The organism is Microbacterium sp. NPDC058342 (assembly GCF_042723935.1).
Taxonomy (GTDB): Bacteria; Actinomycetota; Actinomycetes; order Actinomycetales; family Microbacteriaceae; genus Microbacterium.
Window position 1 is genome coordinate 610,280 of sequence record NZ_JBHXID010000002.1, and the last position, 17,260, is coordinate 627,539.

Genomic DNA, 17,260 nt, shown 5'->3' on the forward strand with positions numbered 1-17,260 from the left:
CCTTCAGGAGGAACGCCCTTGTTTAGCGCCATCGCGCGAATCTTCCGCACGCCCGACCTGCGGCAGAAGATCCTTTTCACTCTCGGCATCGTCGCCCTGTATCGCCTGGGCTCGAACGTGCCGGCTCCGTTCGTGCACTTCCCGAACGTCGAGCAGTGCCTCGCGGCGACCGCGGGCACCGATGGCCTGCTGGGCCTGGTCAACCTCTTCTCCGGCGGTGCGCTGCTGCAGCTGTCGATCTTCGCGCTGGGCGTCATGCCCTACATCACCGCGACGATCATCACCCAGCTCCTGCGCGTGGTCATCCCGCACTTCGAGGCGCTCCACAAGGAGGGTCAGGCGGGACAGAGCAAGCTCACCCAGTACACCCGCTACCTGACGATCGCGCTGGCCCTGCTGCAGTCCAGCACCGTCGTCACGGTCGCACGCACCGGGCAGCTCTTCGGCCAGACCGATCTCGCCGCCTGCCAGAACCTGCTCACCAACGACGTGTGGTGGGCGCAGCTGCTGATCATCATGGCGATGACCGCCGGCACCGGCCTGATCATGTGGATGGCCGAGCTCGTCACCGAGCGCGGCATCGGCAACGGCATGTCGCTGCTGATCTTCACCTCGATCGCGGCGACCTTCCCGTCCGCCATGTGGGGCATCTGGGAGGCCAAGGGCTTCGAGACCTTCCTGCTCGTGCTGCTGATCGGTCTGGTCGTCATGGCCATGGTCGTCTTCGTCGAGCAGTCGCAGCGCCGCGTGCCCGTGCAGTACGCCAAGCGCATGGTGGGCCGGCGCACGTACGGCGGCACCAACACGTACATCCCGATCAAGGTGAACATGGCGGGTGTGATCCCGATCATCTTCGCCTCCTCGCTGCTGTACCTGCCGATGCTCATCGCGCAGTTCAACACCCCCACCGACGGCAGCGAGCCGCCGGCGTGGGTCGCGTGGATCATGACCTACCTGGTCTCGGGCGACCAGCCGCTGTACATGGCGATCTACTTCCTGCTGATCATCGCCTTCACCTACTTCTACGTCGCGATCACGTTCAACCCCGTCGAGGTCGCCGACAACATGAAGAAGTACGGCGGGTTCATCCCGGGCATCCGGGCCGGCCGTCCCACCGCGGAGTACCTCGACTACGTCATCACCCGCATCACGTTCCCCGGCTCGCTCTACCTCGGCATCGTCGCGCTGATCCCGCTGATCGCGCTGGCCACCGTGCAGGCGAACCAGAACTTCCCGTTCGGCGGGGCCTCCATCCTCATCATCGTGGGCGTCGGCCTCGAGACCGTGAAGCAGATCGACGCGCAGCTGCAGCAGCGCCACTACGAAGGGCTCCTCCGATGACCGCTCCCGCACGTCTTCTCATCGTCGGCCCGCAGGGTTCCGGAAAGGGCACCCAGGGTGCGCGCATCGCCGAGACCCTGGGCATCCCCGTGGTCTCGACCGGCGACATCTTCCGCGCCAACATCAAGCAGGGCACGGACCTCGGCCAGCAGGTCACCGCCATCCTCGACGCGGGCGACCTCGTCCCGGACGAGCTGACCAGCGAGATCGTGCGCGACCGGCTCTCGCAGGAGGACGCCGCCGGCGGCTTCCTGCTGGACGGCTACCCGCGCAACACGACGCAGGTCGGTCACCTCGACGCGTTCCTCGCCGAGGGCGGAGCGGCGCTGGACGCCGTGATCCTCCTCGAGGTCCCGCGCGAGGAGAGCATCGCCCGCCTCCGTCTGCGTGCCGTGGAGCAGGGCCGTTCCGACGACACCGACGAGGCGATCGCCCACCGGCTCGACATCTACGAGAACGAGACCGCCCCCATCATCTCCCTCTACGAGCCGCGCGGCATCGTCGACCGGATCGACGGCGTCGGCTCGCTCGACGAGATCACCGCTCGCATCATGTCCGCACTGGGCGCGCGCAACCTCGGCCAGCTCGTCTGAGCGCCGGGATGTTCCGCAAGTCGATCTACAAGAGCGCGGCGCAGCTGCGCTCCATGGTCGAATCCGGTCTGGTCACCGCGGCCGCGCTGGAAGCGGTCCGGCCGCTGGTGCGGGCGGGAGTCACGACCGCTGAGCTGGATGCGGTGGCCGAGAACACGATCGTCGCGCGCGGAGCGGAGTCGAACTTCCAGCTCGTGCGCGGCTATCGTCACACCACCTGCATCTCGGTGAACGAGCAGGTCGTGCACGGCATCCCCGGCGACCGCGTGCTCGAACCGGGCGATATCGTCTCGGTGGACTGCGGGGCCCAGTATCAGGGGTGGAACGGCGACAGCGCGGTGACCTTCGTGGTGCCGGATGCTGCACGCCCCGAGCTGGTCGCGCGACGCGAGGAGCTGTCCCGGGTCACCGAGGGCTCGATGTGGGCCGGCATCGCCGCGATGGCGACCGCCACTCACCTCGGTGACATCGGCGCCGCGATCCAGGATTACATCGAGGCACAGGGCGTCTCGGAGGTGTCCGGCGAGACGTACGGCATCCTGCGCGAGTATGTCGGCCACGGCATCGGGCGCAGGATGCATGAGGCCCCCAGCGTCTTCAACTACCGCACGCCGGACGCCGGCGCCGAAGTGCGGCCGGGCCTGGTGCTGGCGATCGAGCCCATGGTCACCGCCGGGGGAGAGGCCACGTTCGTCGAGGACGACGACTGGACGGTCTCGACCATCGACGGAACCGACGGCGCGCACTGGGAGCACAGTGTCGCGCGTCACGCCGACGGCATCTGGGTGCTGACGGCGGCGGACGGCGGAGCCGCCGGCCTCGCCCCCTTCGGCGTCACCCCGGTCCCCATCCCGTAGCGCTCCGCCCGGAACCCTGGTTCACATGCGGGGCATAGCGTGAAGGCGGCACAATGGGGTGTCAATGTCTCTGCATACAGATCGGACTGTCATGGCCCAGGCACAGAGCAAGCCCAACTGGTTCGCCATCGGAATCTCCATCGTCGTCGTCGTCGTGCTCGTCGCGCTCGGTGGCGTCGTGGTGTGGATGAACAACCAGGCGACCGACGCCGGGCCCGCGCCCAAGGGCGAGCTGATCAACTCCGAAACGGGCGCGCTCACGTACGGAGACGGCGAGGACACCGTCGCCGTCTACATCGACTTCATGTGCCCGATCTGCAACCAGTTCGAGCAGACCTACGGCGAGGCGATGCAGAAGGCCGTCACCGACGGCGAGATCACGCTCGAGTACCACCCGATCGCGATCCTGGACCACTACTCGACCGGCGGCTCGGAGTACTCGTCACGCTCAGCCAACGCGATGTTCTGCGTCGCGGAGAAGGCGCCGGACAAGGCGCTGGACTACATGGAGTCGCTCTTCACCAACCAGCCCGCCGAGAACACGGCCGGCCGTACCGACGAGGAGCTCGCAGGCTATGCCGAGGAGGTGGGTGCGGGTGCCGCCGCCGACTGCATCGCGGACGGAACCTACAAGAAGTGGGGCACCGCGCAGGCGTCGAAGAACGACATCAAGGGCACGCCGACCGTGGAGGTCAACGGCGAACGTCTCGACATGAGCAACAGCACCGACTTCCAGAAGTTCACCGACCTCATCAGCTGAGCCGCGGTCCTCGAGTTGCCGGACGCACCCGGAACGGACTAACATAGATCTTTGGTGCCTTGCGCCTTGTGTCGGCGTGTCCGCATGAGGCGGCACCGATCATCACCCATCCACCGCAGATCGACCGGTCTGCAGAAGCGTCAGCGAGGCTATGGCTAAGAAAGACGGTGTCATCGAGATCGAGGGCGTCGTGTCCGAGGCGCTGCCCAACGCGATGTTCCGCGTTGAGCTCACCAACGGACACAAGGTTCTGGCGACGATCTCCGGAAAGATGCGGCAGAACTACATCCGCATCATCCCCGAGGACCGCGTGGTCGTGGAGCTCTCGCCCTACGACCTGACCCGCGGCCGCATCGTCTACCGCTACCGCTGATCGGTCGAGAAGTAACACCCCAGGCGCTCCCGCCTGCCCGGTGAAGACAGCGAACAGGAAACATCATGAAGGTCAACCCCAGCGTCAAGCCCATCTGCGACCACTGCCGCGTGATCCGTCGTCACGGTCGCGTCATGGTGATCTGCAAGAGCAACCCGCGCCACAAGCAGCGCCAGGGCTGAGCAGGGGTCGGGCCGTGTGCTCAGGCATCCGGTCCGACAACTGAACGACAACTCGATATCGAACAACAGGCAGCATCGGAACCCGCGCAGGCGGGGGACACCTCGGGGCGGAGGCCCGGGACCGGATGCTGCTCCACACCTCCACAACACTCCAGGAGAACCGCATGGCACGTCTTGCCGGCGTTGACATCCCGCGCGACAAGCGCGTGGTGATCGCCCTCACCTACATCTACGGCATCGGCCGCACCCGCTCCGTCGAGATCCTCAAGGCGACCGAGATCGACGAGTCGATCCGCGTCAAGGACCTCAGCGACGAGCAGCTGGTCGCGCTCCGCGACCACATCGAAGGCAACTACAAGGTGGAGGGTGACCTGCGCCGCGAGGTCGCCGCCGACATCCGCCGCAAGGTCGAGATCGGCTCCTACGAGGGTCTGCGCCACCGTCGCGGCCTTCCGGTCCGCGGTCAGCGCACCAAGACCAACGCGCGCACCCGCAAGGGCCCGAAGCGCACCGTCGCCGGCAAGAAGAAGGCCCGCTAAGCGGCCAGGGAATAGGAGAACACTTTCATGGCTGCACCCAAGGCCGCCGCGCGCAAGCCGCGCCGCAAGGAAAAGAAGAACATCGCGCTGGGCCAGGCCCACATCAAGTCGACGTTCAACAACACCATCGTCTCGATCACCGACCCGTCCGGCGCTGTCATCAGCTGGGCCTCGTCGGGTGGCGTGGGCTTCAAGGGCTCGCGCAAGTCGACGCCGTACGCCGCCGGCATGGCAGCGGAGTCCGCTGCCCGCCAGGCCGCGGAGCACGGCGTCAAGAAGGTCGACGTCTTCGTGAAGGGTCCGGGTTCGGGCCGCGAGACCGCGATCCGCTCGCTGCAGGCCGCCGGCCTCGAGGTGGGGTCCATCCAGGACGTCACCCCGCAGGCGCACAACGGCTGCCGTCCGCCGAAGCGCCGTCGCGTCTGATCTCGCTTGACCGTGCCGGTCCCCGCCGCGGGGACCGGCACAGTCGCCCGCAGATTCCCACAACTCAAGACCTCACCCCACACATGTCATATAGCGGGCATGTGATCGAAAGGAACACATAGTGCTCATCGCACAGCGTCCCACTCTCAACGAGGAAAAGATCTCCGAGAACCGCAGCCGGTTCATCATCGAGCCGCTCGAGCCCGGGTTCGGATACACGATCGGCAACGCGCTGCGTCGCAGCCTGCTCTCGTCGATCCCCGGCGCTTCGGTCACCACCATTCGCATCGACGGCGTGCTGCACGAGTTCAGCACGATCCCCGGTGTGAAGGAGGACGTCACCGAGATCATCCTCAACATCAAGCAGCTGGTCGTCTCCAGCGAGCGCGACGAGCCCATCACCGCGTACCTGCGCAAGACGGGCGCCGGCGAGGTCACCGCCGCCGACATCTCCGCTCCGGCGGGCGTCGAGGTGCACAACCCCGACCTGGTCATCGCGACGCTGAACGACACCGCGCGCTTCGAGCTCGAGCTCACGATCGAGCGCGGCCGCGGTTACGTGTCCGCTGCGCAGAACCGCAACGAGTACGCCGAGGCCGGCCAGATCCCGGTCGACTCGATCTACTCGCCGGTGCTCAAGGTCAGCTACCGCGTCGACGCCACGCGCGCCGGCGAGCGCACCGACTTCGACAAGCTCGTCCTGGACGTCGAGACGAAGTCGGCGATCAGCCCCCGCGACGCCGTCGCCTCGGCCGCCAAGACCCTCACCGAGCTGTTCGGTCTCGCCCGCGAGCTGAACGTCGAGGCCGAGGGCATCGAGATCGGCCCCGCGCCGGTCGAGGCCGTGCTCTCCAGCGAGCTCTCCATGCCGATCGAGGACCTCGATCTGTCGGTGCGCTCCTACAACTGCCTCAAGCGCGAGGGCATCAACACCGTCTCGGAGCTGGTCGCCCTTTCCGAGACGCAGCTGATGAACATCCGCAATTTCGGACAGAAGTCGGTCGACGAGGTGCGCGACAAGCTCGTCTCGCTCGGTCTGTCGCTGAAGGATTCGGTGCCCGGTTTCGACGGCGCCCACTTCTACAGCGCAGGCGAAGACGAGTCCTTCTGAAACCCGACCTTTTCTGACCAGGAGTTAGACGATTATGCCCAAGCCCACCAAGGGTCCCCGCCTCGGAGGCGGCCCCGCCCACGAGCGCCTTCTTCTCGCGAACCTCGCGGCGGCGCTGTTCGTCCACAAGTCGATCAAGACGACCGAGACCAAGGCGAAGCGCCTTCGTCCGCTGGCTGAGCGCCTCATCACGCTCGGCAAGCGCGGCGACCTGCACGCCCGTCGTCGCGCGCTGACGGTGCTGCGTTCCAACAAGGATGCCGCGCACGTCCTCTTCAACGAGATCGCGCCGCTCGTCGCCGACCGTGAGGGCGGCTACACCCGCATCACGAAGGTCGGCAACCGCAAGGGCGACAACGCCCCCATGGCCGTGATCGAGCTCGTGCTCGAGCCTGTCACCCCGAAGGCGAAGAAGTCGGCCGCCAAGGCTGCTCCGAAGGCCGAGAAGGCTCCGAAGGCCGAGAAGGCTGCCGAGACCGAGAAGGTCGAGGAGGCTCCGGTCGAGGAGGCTCCGGTCGAGGAGACCGCCGCTGAGGAGACCACGGTCGAGGAGACCGCTGCGGAGGAGAAGGCCGAGTAAGCCCTCCCGCATCATGATGAAGCCCGCCGTCCCGAGAAGGGACGGCGGGCTTCGTCGTGCTCAGCGCGCTAGGCGGTGCGGGCGCGCAGGTCCTTGCGCAGGATCTTGCCGGATGCCGACTTCGGGATCGCGTCGATGAACTCCACCTGCCGCACCTTCTCGTGCGGGGCGACCCTCGACGCCACGAAGTCCATCACCTCGTCCGCCGACAGCCGGGCATCCGCCTGCGATACGACGAACGCCTTCGGCACCTCCTGACCGTCCTCGTCGCTCGCGCCGATCACAGCGGCGTCCGCGATCTGCGGATGCTCCAGCAGCACCGCCTCGAGAACGGCGGGAGCGACCTGGTAGCCCTTGTACTTGATGAGCTCCTTGAGACGGTCGACGATCCGGAAGATGCCGTCGGCGGTCACCGTCGCGATGTCGCCGGTGTGCAGCCAGCCGTCGGCGTCGAGCATCTCGGCCGTCGACTCGGGGCGGTTCAGGTAGCCCGTCATCACCTGCGGACCGCGCACCCACAGCTCGCCAGGGGCGCTGACTCCCTGCGACGGAACCTCCACGTCGGTGCCGGTGTCGGCATCCACGAGGCGTGCCTCGGTGCCGGGCACGAGGGGGCCGATGGACGATTTGTCGATGTCGGTGCGCTCGGCGGGGATGAGGTTCACGGCCGGGCTGGTCTCGGTCATGCCGTATCCCTGGACGACCTCGCATCCGAGTCGCGCGGCGACGGCGGCCGCCAATGCTCCATCCAGCGGCGCGGCTCCGGAGAAGATCACTCTGACGGCCGAGAGGTCGTACTGCTCGACCGCCGGATGCTTGGCCAGCGCCACCGCGATGGGCGGCGCGACGAACACCCAGCTGGTGCGGTGCTCGGCGATGATCCGCAGGAACTCCAGCAGATCGAACCTCGGCATCGTGACCAGGCCCGCGCGCTGACGCAGCGCGAAGTTCAGCAGCACCGTCATGCCGTAGATGTGGAAGAACGGCAGCACAGCGAGCACGCGGTCGGTCTCGTCGACGCTGAGCATCGGCCTGCACTGCGCGACGTTCGCGACGAGGTTGCGGTGCGTGAGCATCACGCCCTTGGGGCGCCCCGTCGTGCCGGACGAGTAGGGCAGGACCGCGAGATGCGTGGCCGGGTCGAACGAGACGTCGGGAGCGGAGTGGCCTTCGCTCAGCAGGTCTCGCAGACCCGGATGCCCGTCGGCGCCGTCGAGCACGATCAGGTGATCGTCGGCGATGCCGCGACGCGCCGCCGCCTCCTTCGCGCCGGCGAGCAGCGGAGAGACGGTGACGAGCCACTCCGCCCCGGCGTCCTCCAGCTGGCCGGTGATCTCGTCGGCGGTGTACAGCGAATTGATCGTCGTGGCCGTGCCACCTGCGCGCAGGATGCCATGGAACACGGTGGCGAAGGCCGGTACGTTCGGGCACAGCACGCCGACGGTCGTGCCGACCCGGACGCCGCGGGCGGCCAGCGCGCCGGCGAACAGCCCGATCTGCGTGACCAGCTGCCGGTACGTGGTCTCGGCGCCAGAGGTGCCGTCGACGATCGCGATGCGATCGAGGTCGTCGTCGGCGAGACCGCCGAACAGGTAATCGAAGACGGACGCGTCCGGGATCTCGACATCGGGGTAGGCGCTGCGAAGCATGTGATCTCCTTCGATCGATCGCCCCGCGTCAGGCGCACCGGGCGGTTGGGAGTCAGTCTCGCACAGAGGGAGACACGGTCCCAACGGTTTCCGTCGCAGGCCCGACCGGATCGTTCGCGCGGTATCGCGTGCCCGGTCGCCCCTTCGTGGCGTAGTCCAGCGACCGCAGCGCCCGGCCCGTGCTGGACAGGTGCTCGAGGTATCGTCGTGCGCTCACGCGGGAGATGTCGAGCACCGCGCCGAGCTCGGCCGCGGACACGTCGGGATGCCGGGCGAGTGCCGTCGCGACGCGCTCCAGCGTCTCCGCGCTGAGGCCCTTGGGCAGCCCGGCGCGCTGGCGGAAGGCGATGATGGCATCCGCCGCCTCCACCCGACGCACCACGTCATGCAGCTCGGTGTGATCGCGCAGGAGGAGCGTGGCCTCGACGGTCTCGTCGTCGACGTGCGCGCCGGTACTGCGGGCGACCAGCACGCTGCTGCCGACGATCACGGGTCGGCCGGCATCCTCGCCGTCTCCCAGCACCGACATGAGCTCCGGGCTCAGCACCTCTTCGGCGCGGGAGCCGGTGAGGGTCTGTGGCTCCGCGCCCAGCAGCCGGGCGGCGGCGTCGTTCGCGAGCGTGATCGTGCCCTGGGCATCCACCGTGATCACGCCCTCGCTCAGCCCGTGCAGGGTGGTCTCGTGGTTGCGCACGAGGGCGGTTATCTCGTGCGGCTCCAGGCGGTGGATGCGGCGCCGGATCACCGCCGTGACCCACGCCGAACCGAACACGCCGAGCACCACCGCCACGAGCATGGCGCCGATGATCCAGAAGAGGTTGCCGGCGAACTCGCCGTCGCCCTCCGATTCGAGGATGCCGACCGATGCCGTGCCGATCACCGTGGAGTCGTCGGCGAAGATCGGGACCTTGACCCGCCACGACGGGCCGAGAGTTCCGGTCTCGGTGCCCATCCACACCCGGCCGGACAGCGGCACAGACGGGTCGGTCGAGACGCGCTCGCCGATGCGTGCGGGGTTCGGATGCGAATAGCGGATGCCGTCGGCGTTCGCGATGACCACGTAGGTGAGCTCCGACGCCTTGCGGATGGTCTCGGCGAGCGGCTGGATCGTCGCCGCCGGATCGTCGTCGTCGAAGGCGGCGCGGATCACGGGCATCGACGCGATGGACTGGGCGACCGCCAGCATCCGGTCCTCGTAGGCGTCCCGCACCGTGTGCGCCTGGATGACGCCGGCGGTGACCCCGGCCACGAGGGTCACGACCGCGACGATGAGCGCCTGGAGCAGGATCAGCTGCACCCGCAGCGGCATCCTGCCGTCCTGCATCTCCAGCGATGCGCGCTTCGTCTTCGAGGCCACGGAGCCATTCTCCTCGCGCGAGCGAGGGGGAGGAAGCGCAGCGGGCGGGCATCCGTGACCAATAGTTTCCGAATGCCGACCAATGATTTCGGAAGGGGTGCCCGCGCCTCTCGGATGCGTACGGTGGCCAGCATCCCACACCGCTCAAGGAGGAGCGCATGAAGAAGTCACGCACAGCACTCGTCGCGATCGCGGCGGTCACCGCATTCGCCCTGGCCGGATGCTCGTCACAGGGCGGCGGCACCGGCGCGGACGACGGCGAGGCCACGTTCTCGGACGTCTCGATCATCGTCCCCGCCGACCCGGGCGGCGGGTGGGACCAGACCGGTCGCACCATCGCGAAGGTCCTCACCGAGGAGGGCGTGGTGAAGACCGCGCCCGTCACCAACGTCGGCGGCGCCGGGGGAACCATCGGTCTCGCGCAGCTCGCGAACGTGAAGGATCCGGCGACGCTCATGGTCAACGGCCTCGTGATGGTCGGCGCGATCGAGACCAACGGGTCGCAGGTGCGACTGGAGGACACCACTCCGATCGCACGACTCACCGACGAGCCGCTCGTCGTGGTCGTGCCGGCCGACTCGCCGTACGACGGCCTCGAGGACCTGGTCGAGGACATCGTCGACAACGGGCAGAAGGTCACCGTCACGGGCGGCTCCGCCGGCGGTGCCGACCACATCCTCGCCGGGCTGATGCTCGAGGCGGCCGGCCTCGACGGCGCCGAGATCCCGAAGAAGCTGAACTACACCCCCAACGCCGGCGGTGGAGAGGCCGTCTCGCTCATCCTGGGAGGCAAGGTCGCGGCCGGCATCTCCGGCGTGGCCGAATTCCAGCAGCACATCGAGGCCGGCACGATGCGCGCCCTGGCCGTATCGAGCGCGGAGCCGGTCGAGCAGCTGCCCGACGTGCCCACCATCACCGACGCGGGATACGACGTGGTGCTCACCAACTGGCGCGGTGTGATCGCCCCGGGCGACATCTCCGACGCCGATCGGGCCGAGCTGGAGCGGATCGTCACCGAGATGCACGACGCGGATGCGTGGAAGAACGAGCTGGAGACCAAGGGGTGGGCGGATGCCTTCCTCACCGGCTCCGAGCTGGACGACTTCGTGAAGCAGAACATCGCCGACGTCACCGGCACCCTGAAGAACATCGGGCTGATCTGACATGGCCGCCCCGATCCTCGGGGCGAACGGGCGGGCTGAGGCGACTCGGTCCGCCCCGCGGGTTCCCCTCGGAGAGCTCGTCTTCGCCCTGCTCATGCTCGCCCTCGGCGTGCTCGCGCTCGTCGGCGCCCTCGGCATCCACGTCCCCGTCGGCGTGCAGGTCGGCCCCACCGTCTTCCCGATCGCCGTCTCGGTGCTGCTCATCGGCGCATCGGCGGCGGTGCTCGTCGGAGTCCTCCGCGGTCGTCGCGGCGAGCCCGAGGAGGGCGAGGACATCGATCCCGGCGCGAAGACCGACTGGATCACGCTCGCCGAGCTCGTCGGTGCCGTGGTCGTGCACCTCGTGCTGCTGGAGATCATCGGCTGGGCACCTGCCGCAGCACTGCTGTTCGGCATCGTGGCCTGGGCGCTCGGCGCCAAGCGCTGGTGGCTCGGCTTCGTCATCGGACTGGTGGTCGCCCTCGTCGTGCAGATCGTGTTCGGCGGCCTGCTCGGGCTCTCCCTGCCGTGGGGTCCCGTGTTCGGCTGGCTGGGAGGGATGTTCTGATGGACAGCTGGTCCCTGCTCCTGGAAGGCTTCGCGACGGCGCTTCAGCCGCAGTACCTGATGTGGGCGTTCATCGGCGTCTTCATCGGCACCGCGGTCGGGGTCCTGCCCGGCATCGGCCCCGCCATGACCGTGGCACTCCTGCTGCCGCTGACCTATTCGCTCGACGCGACCGCCGCGATCATCACCTTCGCCGGCATCTACTACGGCGGGATGTACGGCGGGTCCACCACCAGCATCCTGCTGAACACCCCGGGCGAATCGGCCTCCATCGTCACCGCGATAGAAGGCAATCGAATGGCGAAGGCCGGCCGCGGAGCCGCGGCTCTGGCGACAGCAGCCATCGGCTCGTTCGTGGCCGGGACCATCGCCACGGTCGGGCTCACCGTCCTGGCGCCGGTGCTCGCCACCTTCGCCGTCTCACTCGGGCCCGCCGACAAGCTCGCGCTCATCGTCGTCGCCTTCATCACCGTCGGGGCGCTGATGGGGCGCTCGGTGTCGCGCGGCGTGCTCTCGCTGGCGATCGGACTGTTCATCGGACTCATCGGCACCGACGTGCTCTCCGGTCAACAGCGGTACACGATGGGCATCCCGGTGCTGGGGGAGGGCATCAGCGTGGTGCTCGTCGCCGTCGGCCTGTTCGCGGTCGGGGAGACGCTGTACGTGGCCGCACGGCTGCGTCACGGCGGCGTCGACGTCATCCCGGTGACCAGAGGATGGCGCAGCTGGATGACGCGGGACGACTGGAGGCGGTCGTGGAAGCCGTGGCTTCGCGGCACCGCGATCGGCTTCCCGATCGGCACGATCCCCGCCGGAGGCGCCGACGTCGCCACCTTCCTCTCCTACGCGGCAGAACGCAAGCTGTCCCGCCGCAAGGAGGAGTTCGGACGGGGTGCGATCGAAGGCGTGGCCGGTCCCGAGGCCGCCAACAACGCCGCCGCCGCCGGCGTGCTGGTCCCCCTGCTGACGCTCGGGCTGCCGACCACGGCGACGGCGGCGATCATCCTCTTCGCGTTCCAGTCCTACGGCATCCAGCCGGGACCGCAGCTGTTCACCAACCAGCCGGCGCTGGTCTGGGCGCTGGTGGCGAGTCTGTATCTGGGCAACCTCATCCTCATCGTGCTGAACCTGCCGCTGGTCGGCATGTGGGTCAAGCTGCTGCAGATCCCGCGGCCGTACCTGTACGCGGGCATCCTGATGTTCGCGGCATTCGGCGCCTACGCGGTGAAGTTCTCGATCAGCGACATCGTCATCCTGGTGGTCATCGGCGTGCTCGGCTACTTCATGCGCCGCTACGGCATACCCGTCGCGCCGCTGGTCGTCGGGATGATCCTCGGTCCGATGGGGGAGGCCGAGCTGCGCAAGGCGCTGCAGCTGAGCCAGGGCGATCCCAGCACCCTCATCCTGCAGCCGTTCGCCGCCGCCGCGTACGGCGTGCTCGCGGTGCTGATCCTCGGCGCTCTGTGGCTGCGCCGTCGGCAGACCCGGTACGAGCAGCATCTGACCGAGACGATCGCGGTGCCCATCAAGGCCGATCAGGAGGTCTGAACCGCCGATCCGCGGGTGGAGCGTGGTCGGCGGCACGATGCCGGCGGGCCCCCGGGGGATAGTCTGGTCCTCGTGCAGGACGAACAGGCGATCACCCGGGGGCCCCGCGCATACCTGAGCTTCGTCGCCATCGGCCTGACCGCCGGACTGCTCTCGGGTCTGTTCGGAGTCGGCGGCGGAACGGTCATCGTTCCCCTACTGGTGCTCCTGCTGCGCTTCGACCAGCGACGCGCGGCCGGAACCTCGCTCGCCGCCATCGTGCCCACTGCGAGCGTCGGCGTGATCTCTTACGCGATGTCGGGCTCGGTCGCATGGATCCCCGCTCTCATCCTCGCCGCCGGCGCCGTCGTGGGCGCGCAGCTCGGCTCGCGGCTGCTGCCGAGGATCTCGCAGACCGCGCTGCGCTGGGGATTCGTCGCCTTCCTCGTGCTCGTGATCGTCAGCCTGTTCGTGGTGATCCCCTCGCGGGGCGCCGAGTTCGAGCTCACCTGGCTCAGCGGTGCCGGGCTCGCCGTCGTGGGCGTGGTCACCGGCGTCATCGCCGGACTCATCGGCGTCGGGGGCGGGGTGATCGTCGTTCCCGTCCTCATGCTGCTGTTCGGCACCAGCGACCTCGTCGCCAAGGGCACCTCGCTGCTGATGATGATCCCCACCGCCCTCTCCGGCACCGTCGGCAACCTGCGCCACCGCAACGTCGACCTCGTCGCCGCAGGCACCATCGGGATCTCGGCGTGCACGATGACGGCGCTGGGCGCCTGGCTCGCCACGCTGATCGATCCGCAGGCGGGGAACATGCTGTTCGCGGCCTACCTCGTCGTGATCGCCGTGCAGATGAGCATCAAGGCCGTCCGCGGTCGCGGTCGCTGAGCGCCGGCCGGGCTCCCGGCTCGTTCCCCGGTCGGTGAGGCGCCGCCCGGATAGGATCGGGGGGTGCCCGTGAACAACGAACTGGTCGGCCGGGTCTTCCCGCCGACATCCCCGTATCTCGTCGGACGCGAGAAGGTGCGCGAGTTCGCCCGCGCCGTCTTCGCCGACGCCCCGCAGCACACCGACGTCGCCGCCGCTCAGGCAGCCGGCTACGCGGATGTCGTCGCCCCGCCCACCTTTGCGATGGTGATCCAGGATCTCACGCTGCAGCAGCTGCTCGCCGAGCCGGACTCCGGCATCGTGCTGGCGCGCACGATCCACGCCGAGCAGCGCTTCGCGTACTCGCGTCCCATCGTCGCCGGCGACGAGCTCACGGCCCAGCTGGCGGTCACCGGCATCCGCGCGCTCGGCGGCAACGCCATGATCACCAGCGATGCGACGATCACGGATGCCGACGGGGCGCACGTCGTCACCGCGACGAGCGTGCTGCTGGTCGGATCGCAGAGCGAGGGGGAGGGAGCGTGATGGCCGAGTTCACCCTGGGCGACGTCGTCGCCGAGCGCACCGTGCACCTGACCCGCGAGTCGCTCGTGCGCTACGCCGGCGCATCCGGCGACTTCAACCCGATCCACTACCGCGATGACATCGCGCAAGCCGTCGGCCTTCCCGGCGTGCTCGCGCACGGGATGCTGACCATGGGGATCGCCTCCTCCGTCGTGGTCGCGGCCCTCCCCGCGGACGCTCGCCTGATCGACTACGGCGTGCGCTTCACCAAGCCCGTCGTCGTCGATCCCGACGCCGGGGCCGACGTGCACGTCGTCGCGAAGGTCGGCGCCCTCGACGAGACCTCCGCGCGCATCGACCTGACCGTGAAGTCGGCCGACACCACCGTGCTCGTCAAGGCCCAGCTGCGGGTCGCGCTCTGACCATGGCGCCCACCGACGCGCTCGAGACGGCGCCCATCCCGCTGCGGGAGCTCACGACCCTGCGCACCGGCGCCGCGCCCGCACGCATGCTCGACGCCACGACCCGGGCAGAGCTCGTCGACGCGCTGCAGCAGGTCTGGGCGTCGGGTGACGACTGGTTCGTCCTCGGCGGCGGATCCAACCTGTTCGTGGGAGATGAGCCCTTCGACGGCGCGGTCATCCGCATCCTCGGCTCCGGCATCGAGGAGCTCCCCTCGCCCCATGAGGGACGAGTGCGTCTGCGCGTGCAGGCGGGGCACAACTGGGATGAGCTCGTCGCGCACGCGGTCGAGCGAGGGTACGCCGGCATCGAGGCGATGAGCGGCATCCCCGGCACCGTCGGGGCCGCCCCCGTGCAGAACGTCGGCGCGTACGGGCAGGAGATCCAGGAGACGCTCGTCGAGGTGGAGCTGATCGACGAGGGGGCGCATGCGCCCGTCGTCGTGCCGGCTGCCGAACTCGAGCTGGGGTTTCGCACCTCCGTCCTGAAACACCACTACGGCGAGGCGCAGGGGCGCCGTGCCGTCATCCTGTCGGTCACGCTCGACCTCGCGGTCACGGGCGACGCCGGTCGCGTCGTGCGCGGCGATCAGCTGCGCCGTGCCCTCGGCCTGGAGGACTTCGAGCCGGTTCCGCTGACCTGGGTGCGCGAGCGCATCCTCGCCACGCGGGCCGCGAAGGGGATGCTGCTCGACGAGCACGACCCCGACACCTACAGCGCCGGATCGTTCTTCCAGAACGCCATCGTGCCCGAGCACATCGCCCGCGCGCTGCCGGCCGAGTGCCCGCGCTGGCCCGTCGAGCCCGACCTCGACACGCTCACCGTCATCCCCCTGGACGCCTACGCCGGCCTCGCCCCGCGAGCCGAGAGGCCCGAGGGACTCGTGAAGGTCAGCTCCGCATGGCTGATCGAGAACTCCGGCATCGGCAAGGCGTTCAAGCTGCCGCGCTCGCGCGCCGCGATCTCGACCAAGCACGCCCTCGCGCTCACCAACCGGGGCGGTGCGACCGCGGCGGAGCTGGGCGAGCTGGCCCGCTTCATCCAGAGCCGCGTGCACGCCGAGTTCGGCCTGCTCCTGCAGCCCGAGCCCGTCCTGGTGGGCGTCGAGCTCTAGCTTCCCCTGCATGCGCCACGGTCGTGCACACGGTCGCCACCGCAGCGGGGTCTCGGCGGAGGTCAGGCGGCGAACAGCCGCTGCAGGCGCTGCACGCCCTCGAGCAGCTGGTCGTCGCCGAGCGCGTACGACATGCGGATGTAGCCCGACGGGCCGAAGGCCTCACCGGGGACGACGGCGACCTCGGCCTGCTCGAGGATGAGATCCGCGAGCTCGAGCGAGGTGGTCGGCGTCACGCCGCCCCAGGTGCGGCCGAGCAGCCCCTGCACGTCGGGGTACACGTAGAACGCCCCCGTCGGGTTCGGCACGACGAGGCCGCCGATCTTCGACAGCTCCGAGACGATCAGGCGGCGTCGGCGGTCGAAGGCCTCGCGCATCTGCTCGGCCTCGTCCTGAGGGCCGGTGAGCGCGGCGATCGCGCCCCGCTGCGCGACGTTGTTGACATTGCTCGACAGGTGGGACTGCAGGTTGCCCGCGATCTTGATGGCATCGGCCGGGCCGATCATCCAGCCGACTCGCCACCCGGTCATCGCGTACGTCTTGGCGACGCCGTTGACGAGGATGGTCTGGTTCGCGATCTCGGGCAGCGCCTCGACGACGGACGTGGCCTTCACGCCGTCGTAGGTGAGGTTCTGGTAGATCTCGTCGGAGACGATCCAGATGCCGTGCTCGAGCGCCCACTCCGCGATCGCCTTCGTCTCGTCGGCGGAGTACACCGAGCCGGTCGGGTTCGAGGGCGAGACGAACACCAGCACCGTGGTGCGGTCGGTGCGGGCCGCCTCGAGCTGCTCGACCGTGACCTTGTAGTCCTGCTCGGCGCCGGCGAACACCTCCACGGGCACGCCGTCTGCGAGGCGGATCGCCTCGGGGTAGGTGGTCCAGTACGGCGCGGGCAGCAGCACCTCGTCGCCGGGGTTCAGGACCATCTGGAACGCCTGGTACACGGACTGCTTGCCGCCGTTGGTGACGATGACCTGCGACGGCGAGATCTCCAGCCCCGAGTCGCGCAGCGTCTTCGCGGCGATCGCCTCGCGCAGCGCGGGCAGTCCCGCGGCGGGCGTGTAGCGGTAGTTGGCCGGATCGGCGAGAGCCTCGGCGGCGGCATCCACGATGAACTGCGGGGTCGCGAAGTCGGGCTCGCCGGCGGCGTAGGAGATGACGGGCTTGCCCTCGGCCTTGAGGGACTTGGCCTTGGCGTCGACCTTCAGGGTGGCGGACTCGGCGATGGCGGAGAGCTTGCGGGAGAGGGGTGCGCGTTCGGTCACGGTTTAGAGCCTAGCCGGGCCAG

Annotated in this window: 20 protein-coding genes; 17 read left to right on the forward strand and 3 right to left on the reverse strand. The window is 68.8% G+C overall.

Features of this window, described 5'->3' with window-relative positions:
* Positions 1 to 18: 18 nt before the first annotated feature.
* The 10 genes from secY to rplQ all read left to right on the forward strand — a co-directional run bounded on the left by secY (position 19) and on the right by rplQ (position 6,762).
* Positions 19 to 1,341 (forward strand): preprotein translocase subunit SecY, encoded by a 1,323-nt coding sequence (gene secY / locus ACFWHT_RS12850; protein ID WP_378829111.1) that lies wholly within the window; start codon positions 19 to 21, stop codon positions 1,339 to 1,341.
* Positions 1,338 to 1,934 (forward strand): adenylate kinase, encoded by a 597-nt coding sequence (locus tag ACFWHT_RS12855; protein WP_378829113.1) that lies wholly within the window; start codon positions 1,338 to 1,340, stop codon positions 1,932 to 1,934. The genes secY and ACFWHT_RS12855 overlap by 4 nt, the downstream gene beginning before the upstream one ends.
* A gap of 8 nt (positions 1,935 to 1,942) precedes the next feature.
* Entirely contained in the window at positions 1,943 to 2,791 is an 849-nt protein-coding gene (gene map / locus ACFWHT_RS12860) for a type I methionyl aminopeptidase (protein ID WP_378829115.1), read from the forward strand.
* Positions 2,792 to 2,882: 91 nt separating this feature from the next.
* The gene (locus ACFWHT_RS12865) at positions 2,883 to 3,551 is read left to right on the forward strand and encodes a DsbA family protein (protein WP_378829118.1); all 669 of its coding nucleotides are present in this window, start codon (positions 2,883 to 2,885) and stop codon (positions 3,549 to 3,551) included.
* 151 nt (positions 3,552 to 3,702) lie between these two features.
* Entirely contained in the window at positions 3,703 to 3,924 is a 222-nt protein-coding gene (gene infA / locus ACFWHT_RS12870) for a translation initiation factor IF-1 (RefSeq protein ID WP_005050493.1), read from the forward strand.
* A gap of 65 nt (positions 3,925 to 3,989) precedes the next feature.
* Positions 3,990 to 4,106: a 50S ribosomal protein L36 gene (gene rpmJ / locus ACFWHT_RS12875; RefSeq protein WP_071644008.1), complete on the forward strand. Its 117-nt coding sequence runs from the start codon at positions 3,990 to 3,992 to the stop codon at positions 4,104 to 4,106.
* Positions 4,107 to 4,270: 164 nt separating this feature from the next.
* A complete protein-coding gene (gene rpsM / locus ACFWHT_RS12880; protein WP_182254213.1) occupies positions 4,271 to 4,645 on the forward strand; it encodes a 30S ribosomal protein S13 in 375 nt (124 codons plus the stop codon).
* 27 nt (positions 4,646 to 4,672) lie between these two features.
* The gene (gene rpsK, locus ACFWHT_RS12885; RefSeq protein ID WP_071644012.1) at positions 4,673 to 5,071 is read left to right on the forward strand and encodes a 30S ribosomal protein S11; all 399 of its coding nucleotides are present in this window, start codon (positions 4,673 to 4,675) and stop codon (positions 5,069 to 5,071) included.
* Between the two features lie 121 nt (positions 5,072 to 5,192).
* Positions 5,193 to 6,182, forward strand: a complete 990-nt coding sequence (locus ACFWHT_RS12890; RefSeq protein WP_378829120.1) for a DNA-directed RNA polymerase subunit alpha — start codon at positions 5,193 to 5,195, stop codon at positions 6,180 to 6,182.
* A 34-nt stretch (positions 6,183 to 6,216) separates the two neighbouring features.
* The gene (gene rplQ / locus ACFWHT_RS12895) at positions 6,217 to 6,762 is read left to right on the forward strand and encodes a 50S ribosomal protein L17 (protein ID WP_378829123.1); all 546 of its coding nucleotides are present in this window, start codon (positions 6,217 to 6,219) and stop codon (positions 6,760 to 6,762) included.
* Between the two features lie 68 nt (positions 6,763 to 6,830).
* On the opposite strand, the gene ACFWHT_RS12900 is transcribed toward rplQ, so the two are convergent.
* Positions 6,831 to 8,411 carry an AMP-binding protein gene (locus tag ACFWHT_RS12900; RefSeq protein WP_378829125.1) on the reverse strand — a complete coding sequence of 527 codons (1,581 nt, stop codon included), beginning with the start codon at positions 8,409 to 8,411 and terminating at the stop codon, positions 6,831 to 6,833.
* Positions 8,412 to 8,463: 52 nt separating this feature from the next.
* Complete coding sequence (locus ACFWHT_RS12905; protein WP_378829127.1) at positions 8,464 to 9,768, reverse strand: PAS domain-containing protein; 1,305 nt, start codon at positions 9,766 to 9,768, stop codon at positions 8,464 to 8,466.
* A gap of 158 nt (positions 9,769 to 9,926) precedes the next feature.
* Between ACFWHT_RS12905 and ACFWHT_RS12910 the strand changes: the two genes are divergently transcribed.
* From ACFWHT_RS12910 to ACFWHT_RS12940, 7 genes are all read left to right on the forward strand, one after another.
* Entirely contained in the window at positions 9,927 to 10,931 is a 1,005-nt protein-coding gene (locus ACFWHT_RS12910; protein ID WP_378829129.1) for a Bug family tripartite tricarboxylate transporter substrate binding protein, read from the forward strand.
* Between the two features lies 1 nt (position 10,932).
* Positions 10,933 to 11,478: a tripartite tricarboxylate transporter TctB family protein gene (locus ACFWHT_RS12915; RefSeq protein WP_378829131.1), complete on the forward strand. Its 546-nt coding sequence runs from the start codon at positions 10,933 to 10,935 to the stop codon at positions 11,476 to 11,478.
* The gene (locus ACFWHT_RS12920) at positions 11,478 to 13,025 is read left to right on the forward strand and encodes a tripartite tricarboxylate transporter permease (protein ID WP_378829134.1); all 1,548 of its coding nucleotides are present in this window, start codon (positions 11,478 to 11,480) and stop codon (positions 13,023 to 13,025) included. Before ACFWHT_RS12915 ends, ACFWHT_RS12920 begins: the two co-directional genes overlap by 1 nt.
* 72 nt (positions 13,026 to 13,097) lie before the next feature.
* On the forward strand, positions 13,098 to 13,892 hold the full coding sequence (locus ACFWHT_RS12925; RefSeq protein WP_378829136.1) for a sulfite exporter TauE/SafE family protein: 795 nt from the start codon (positions 13,098 to 13,100) through the stop codon (positions 13,890 to 13,892).
* A gap of 63 nt (positions 13,893 to 13,955) precedes the next feature.
* Complete coding sequence (locus ACFWHT_RS12930) at positions 13,956 to 14,417, forward strand: MaoC family dehydratase N-terminal domain-containing protein (protein ID WP_378829138.1); 462 nt, start codon at positions 13,956 to 13,958, stop codon at positions 14,415 to 14,417.
* Complete coding sequence (locus ACFWHT_RS12935) at positions 14,417 to 14,818, forward strand: MaoC/PaaZ C-terminal domain-containing protein (RefSeq protein ID WP_378829141.1); 402 nt, start codon at positions 14,417 to 14,419, stop codon at positions 14,816 to 14,818. The genes ACFWHT_RS12930 and ACFWHT_RS12935 overlap by 1 nt, the downstream gene beginning before the upstream one ends.
* A gap of 2 nt (positions 14,819 to 14,820) precedes the next feature.
* The gene (locus ACFWHT_RS12940) at positions 14,821 to 15,972 is read left to right on the forward strand and encodes a UDP-N-acetylmuramate dehydrogenase (RefSeq protein ID WP_378829143.1); all 1,152 of its coding nucleotides are present in this window, start codon (positions 14,821 to 14,823) and stop codon (positions 15,970 to 15,972) included.
* A 62-nt stretch (positions 15,973 to 16,034) separates the two neighbouring features.
* Here the strand turns inward: ACFWHT_RS12940 and ACFWHT_RS12945 are convergent, their stop codons facing one another.
* The gene (locus ACFWHT_RS12945; protein WP_378829145.1) at positions 16,035 to 17,237 is read right to left on the reverse strand and encodes a pyridoxal phosphate-dependent aminotransferase; all 1,203 of its coding nucleotides are present in this window, start codon (positions 17,235 to 17,237) and stop codon (positions 16,035 to 16,037) included.
* Between the last annotated feature and the right edge of the window lie 23 nt (positions 17,238 to 17,260).

Excerpts from the sequence above, each read along its gene's own strand:
- rpmJ (WP_071644008.1), top strand. The coding sequence starts at position 3,990 with ATGAAGGTCAACCCCAGCGTCAAGCCCATCTGCGACCACTGCCGCGTG.
- ACFWHT_RS12865 (WP_378829118.1), top strand. The coding sequence starts at position 2,883 with ATGGCCCAGGCACAGAGCAAGCCCAACTGGTTCGCCATCGGAATCTCC.
- map (WP_378829115.1), top strand. The coding sequence starts at position 1,943 with ATGTTCCGCAAGTCGATCTACAAGAGCGCGGCGCAGCTGCGCTCCATG.
- ACFWHT_RS12855 (WP_378829113.1), top strand. The coding sequence starts at position 1,338 with ATGACCGCTCCCGCACGTCTTCTCATCGTCGGCCCGCAGGGTTCCGGA.
- ACFWHT_RS12910 (WP_378829129.1), top strand. The coding sequence starts at position 9,927 with ATGAAGAAGTCACGCACAGCACTCGTCGCGATCGCGGCGGTCACCGCA.
- rplQ (WP_378829123.1), top strand. The coding sequence starts at position 6,217 with ATGCCCAAGCCCACCAAGGGTCCCCGCCTCGGAGGCGGCCCCGCCCAC.
- ACFWHT_RS12920 (WP_378829134.1), top strand. The coding sequence starts at position 11,478 with ATGGACAGCTGGTCCCTGCTCCTGGAAGGCTTCGCGACGGCGCTTCAG.
- rpsK (WP_071644012.1), top strand. The coding sequence starts at position 4,673 with ATGGCTGCACCCAAGGCCGCCGCGCGCAAGCCGCGCCGCAAGGAAAAG.
- ACFWHT_RS12915 (WP_378829131.1), top strand. The coding sequence starts at position 10,933 with ATGGCCGCCCCGATCCTCGGGGCGAACGGGCGGGCTGAGGCGACTCGG.
- ACFWHT_RS12935 (WP_378829141.1), top strand. The coding sequence starts at position 14,417 with ATGGCCGAGTTCACCCTGGGCGACGTCGTCGCCGAGCGCACCGTGCAC.
- infA (WP_005050493.1), top strand. The coding sequence starts at position 3,703 with ATGGCTAAGAAAGACGGTGTCATCGAGATCGAGGGCGTCGTGTCCGAG.
- ACFWHT_RS12940 (WP_378829143.1), top strand. The coding sequence starts at position 14,821 with ATGGCGCCCACCGACGCGCTCGAGACGGCGCCCATCCCGCTGCGGGAG.
- ACFWHT_RS12900 (WP_378829125.1), bottom strand. The coding sequence starts at position 8,411 with ATGCTTCGCAGCGCCTACCCCGATGTCGAGATCCCGGACGCGTCCGTC.
- rpsM (WP_182254213.1), top strand. The coding sequence starts at position 4,271 with ATGGCACGTCTTGCCGGCGTTGACATCCCGCGCGACAAGCGCGTGGTG.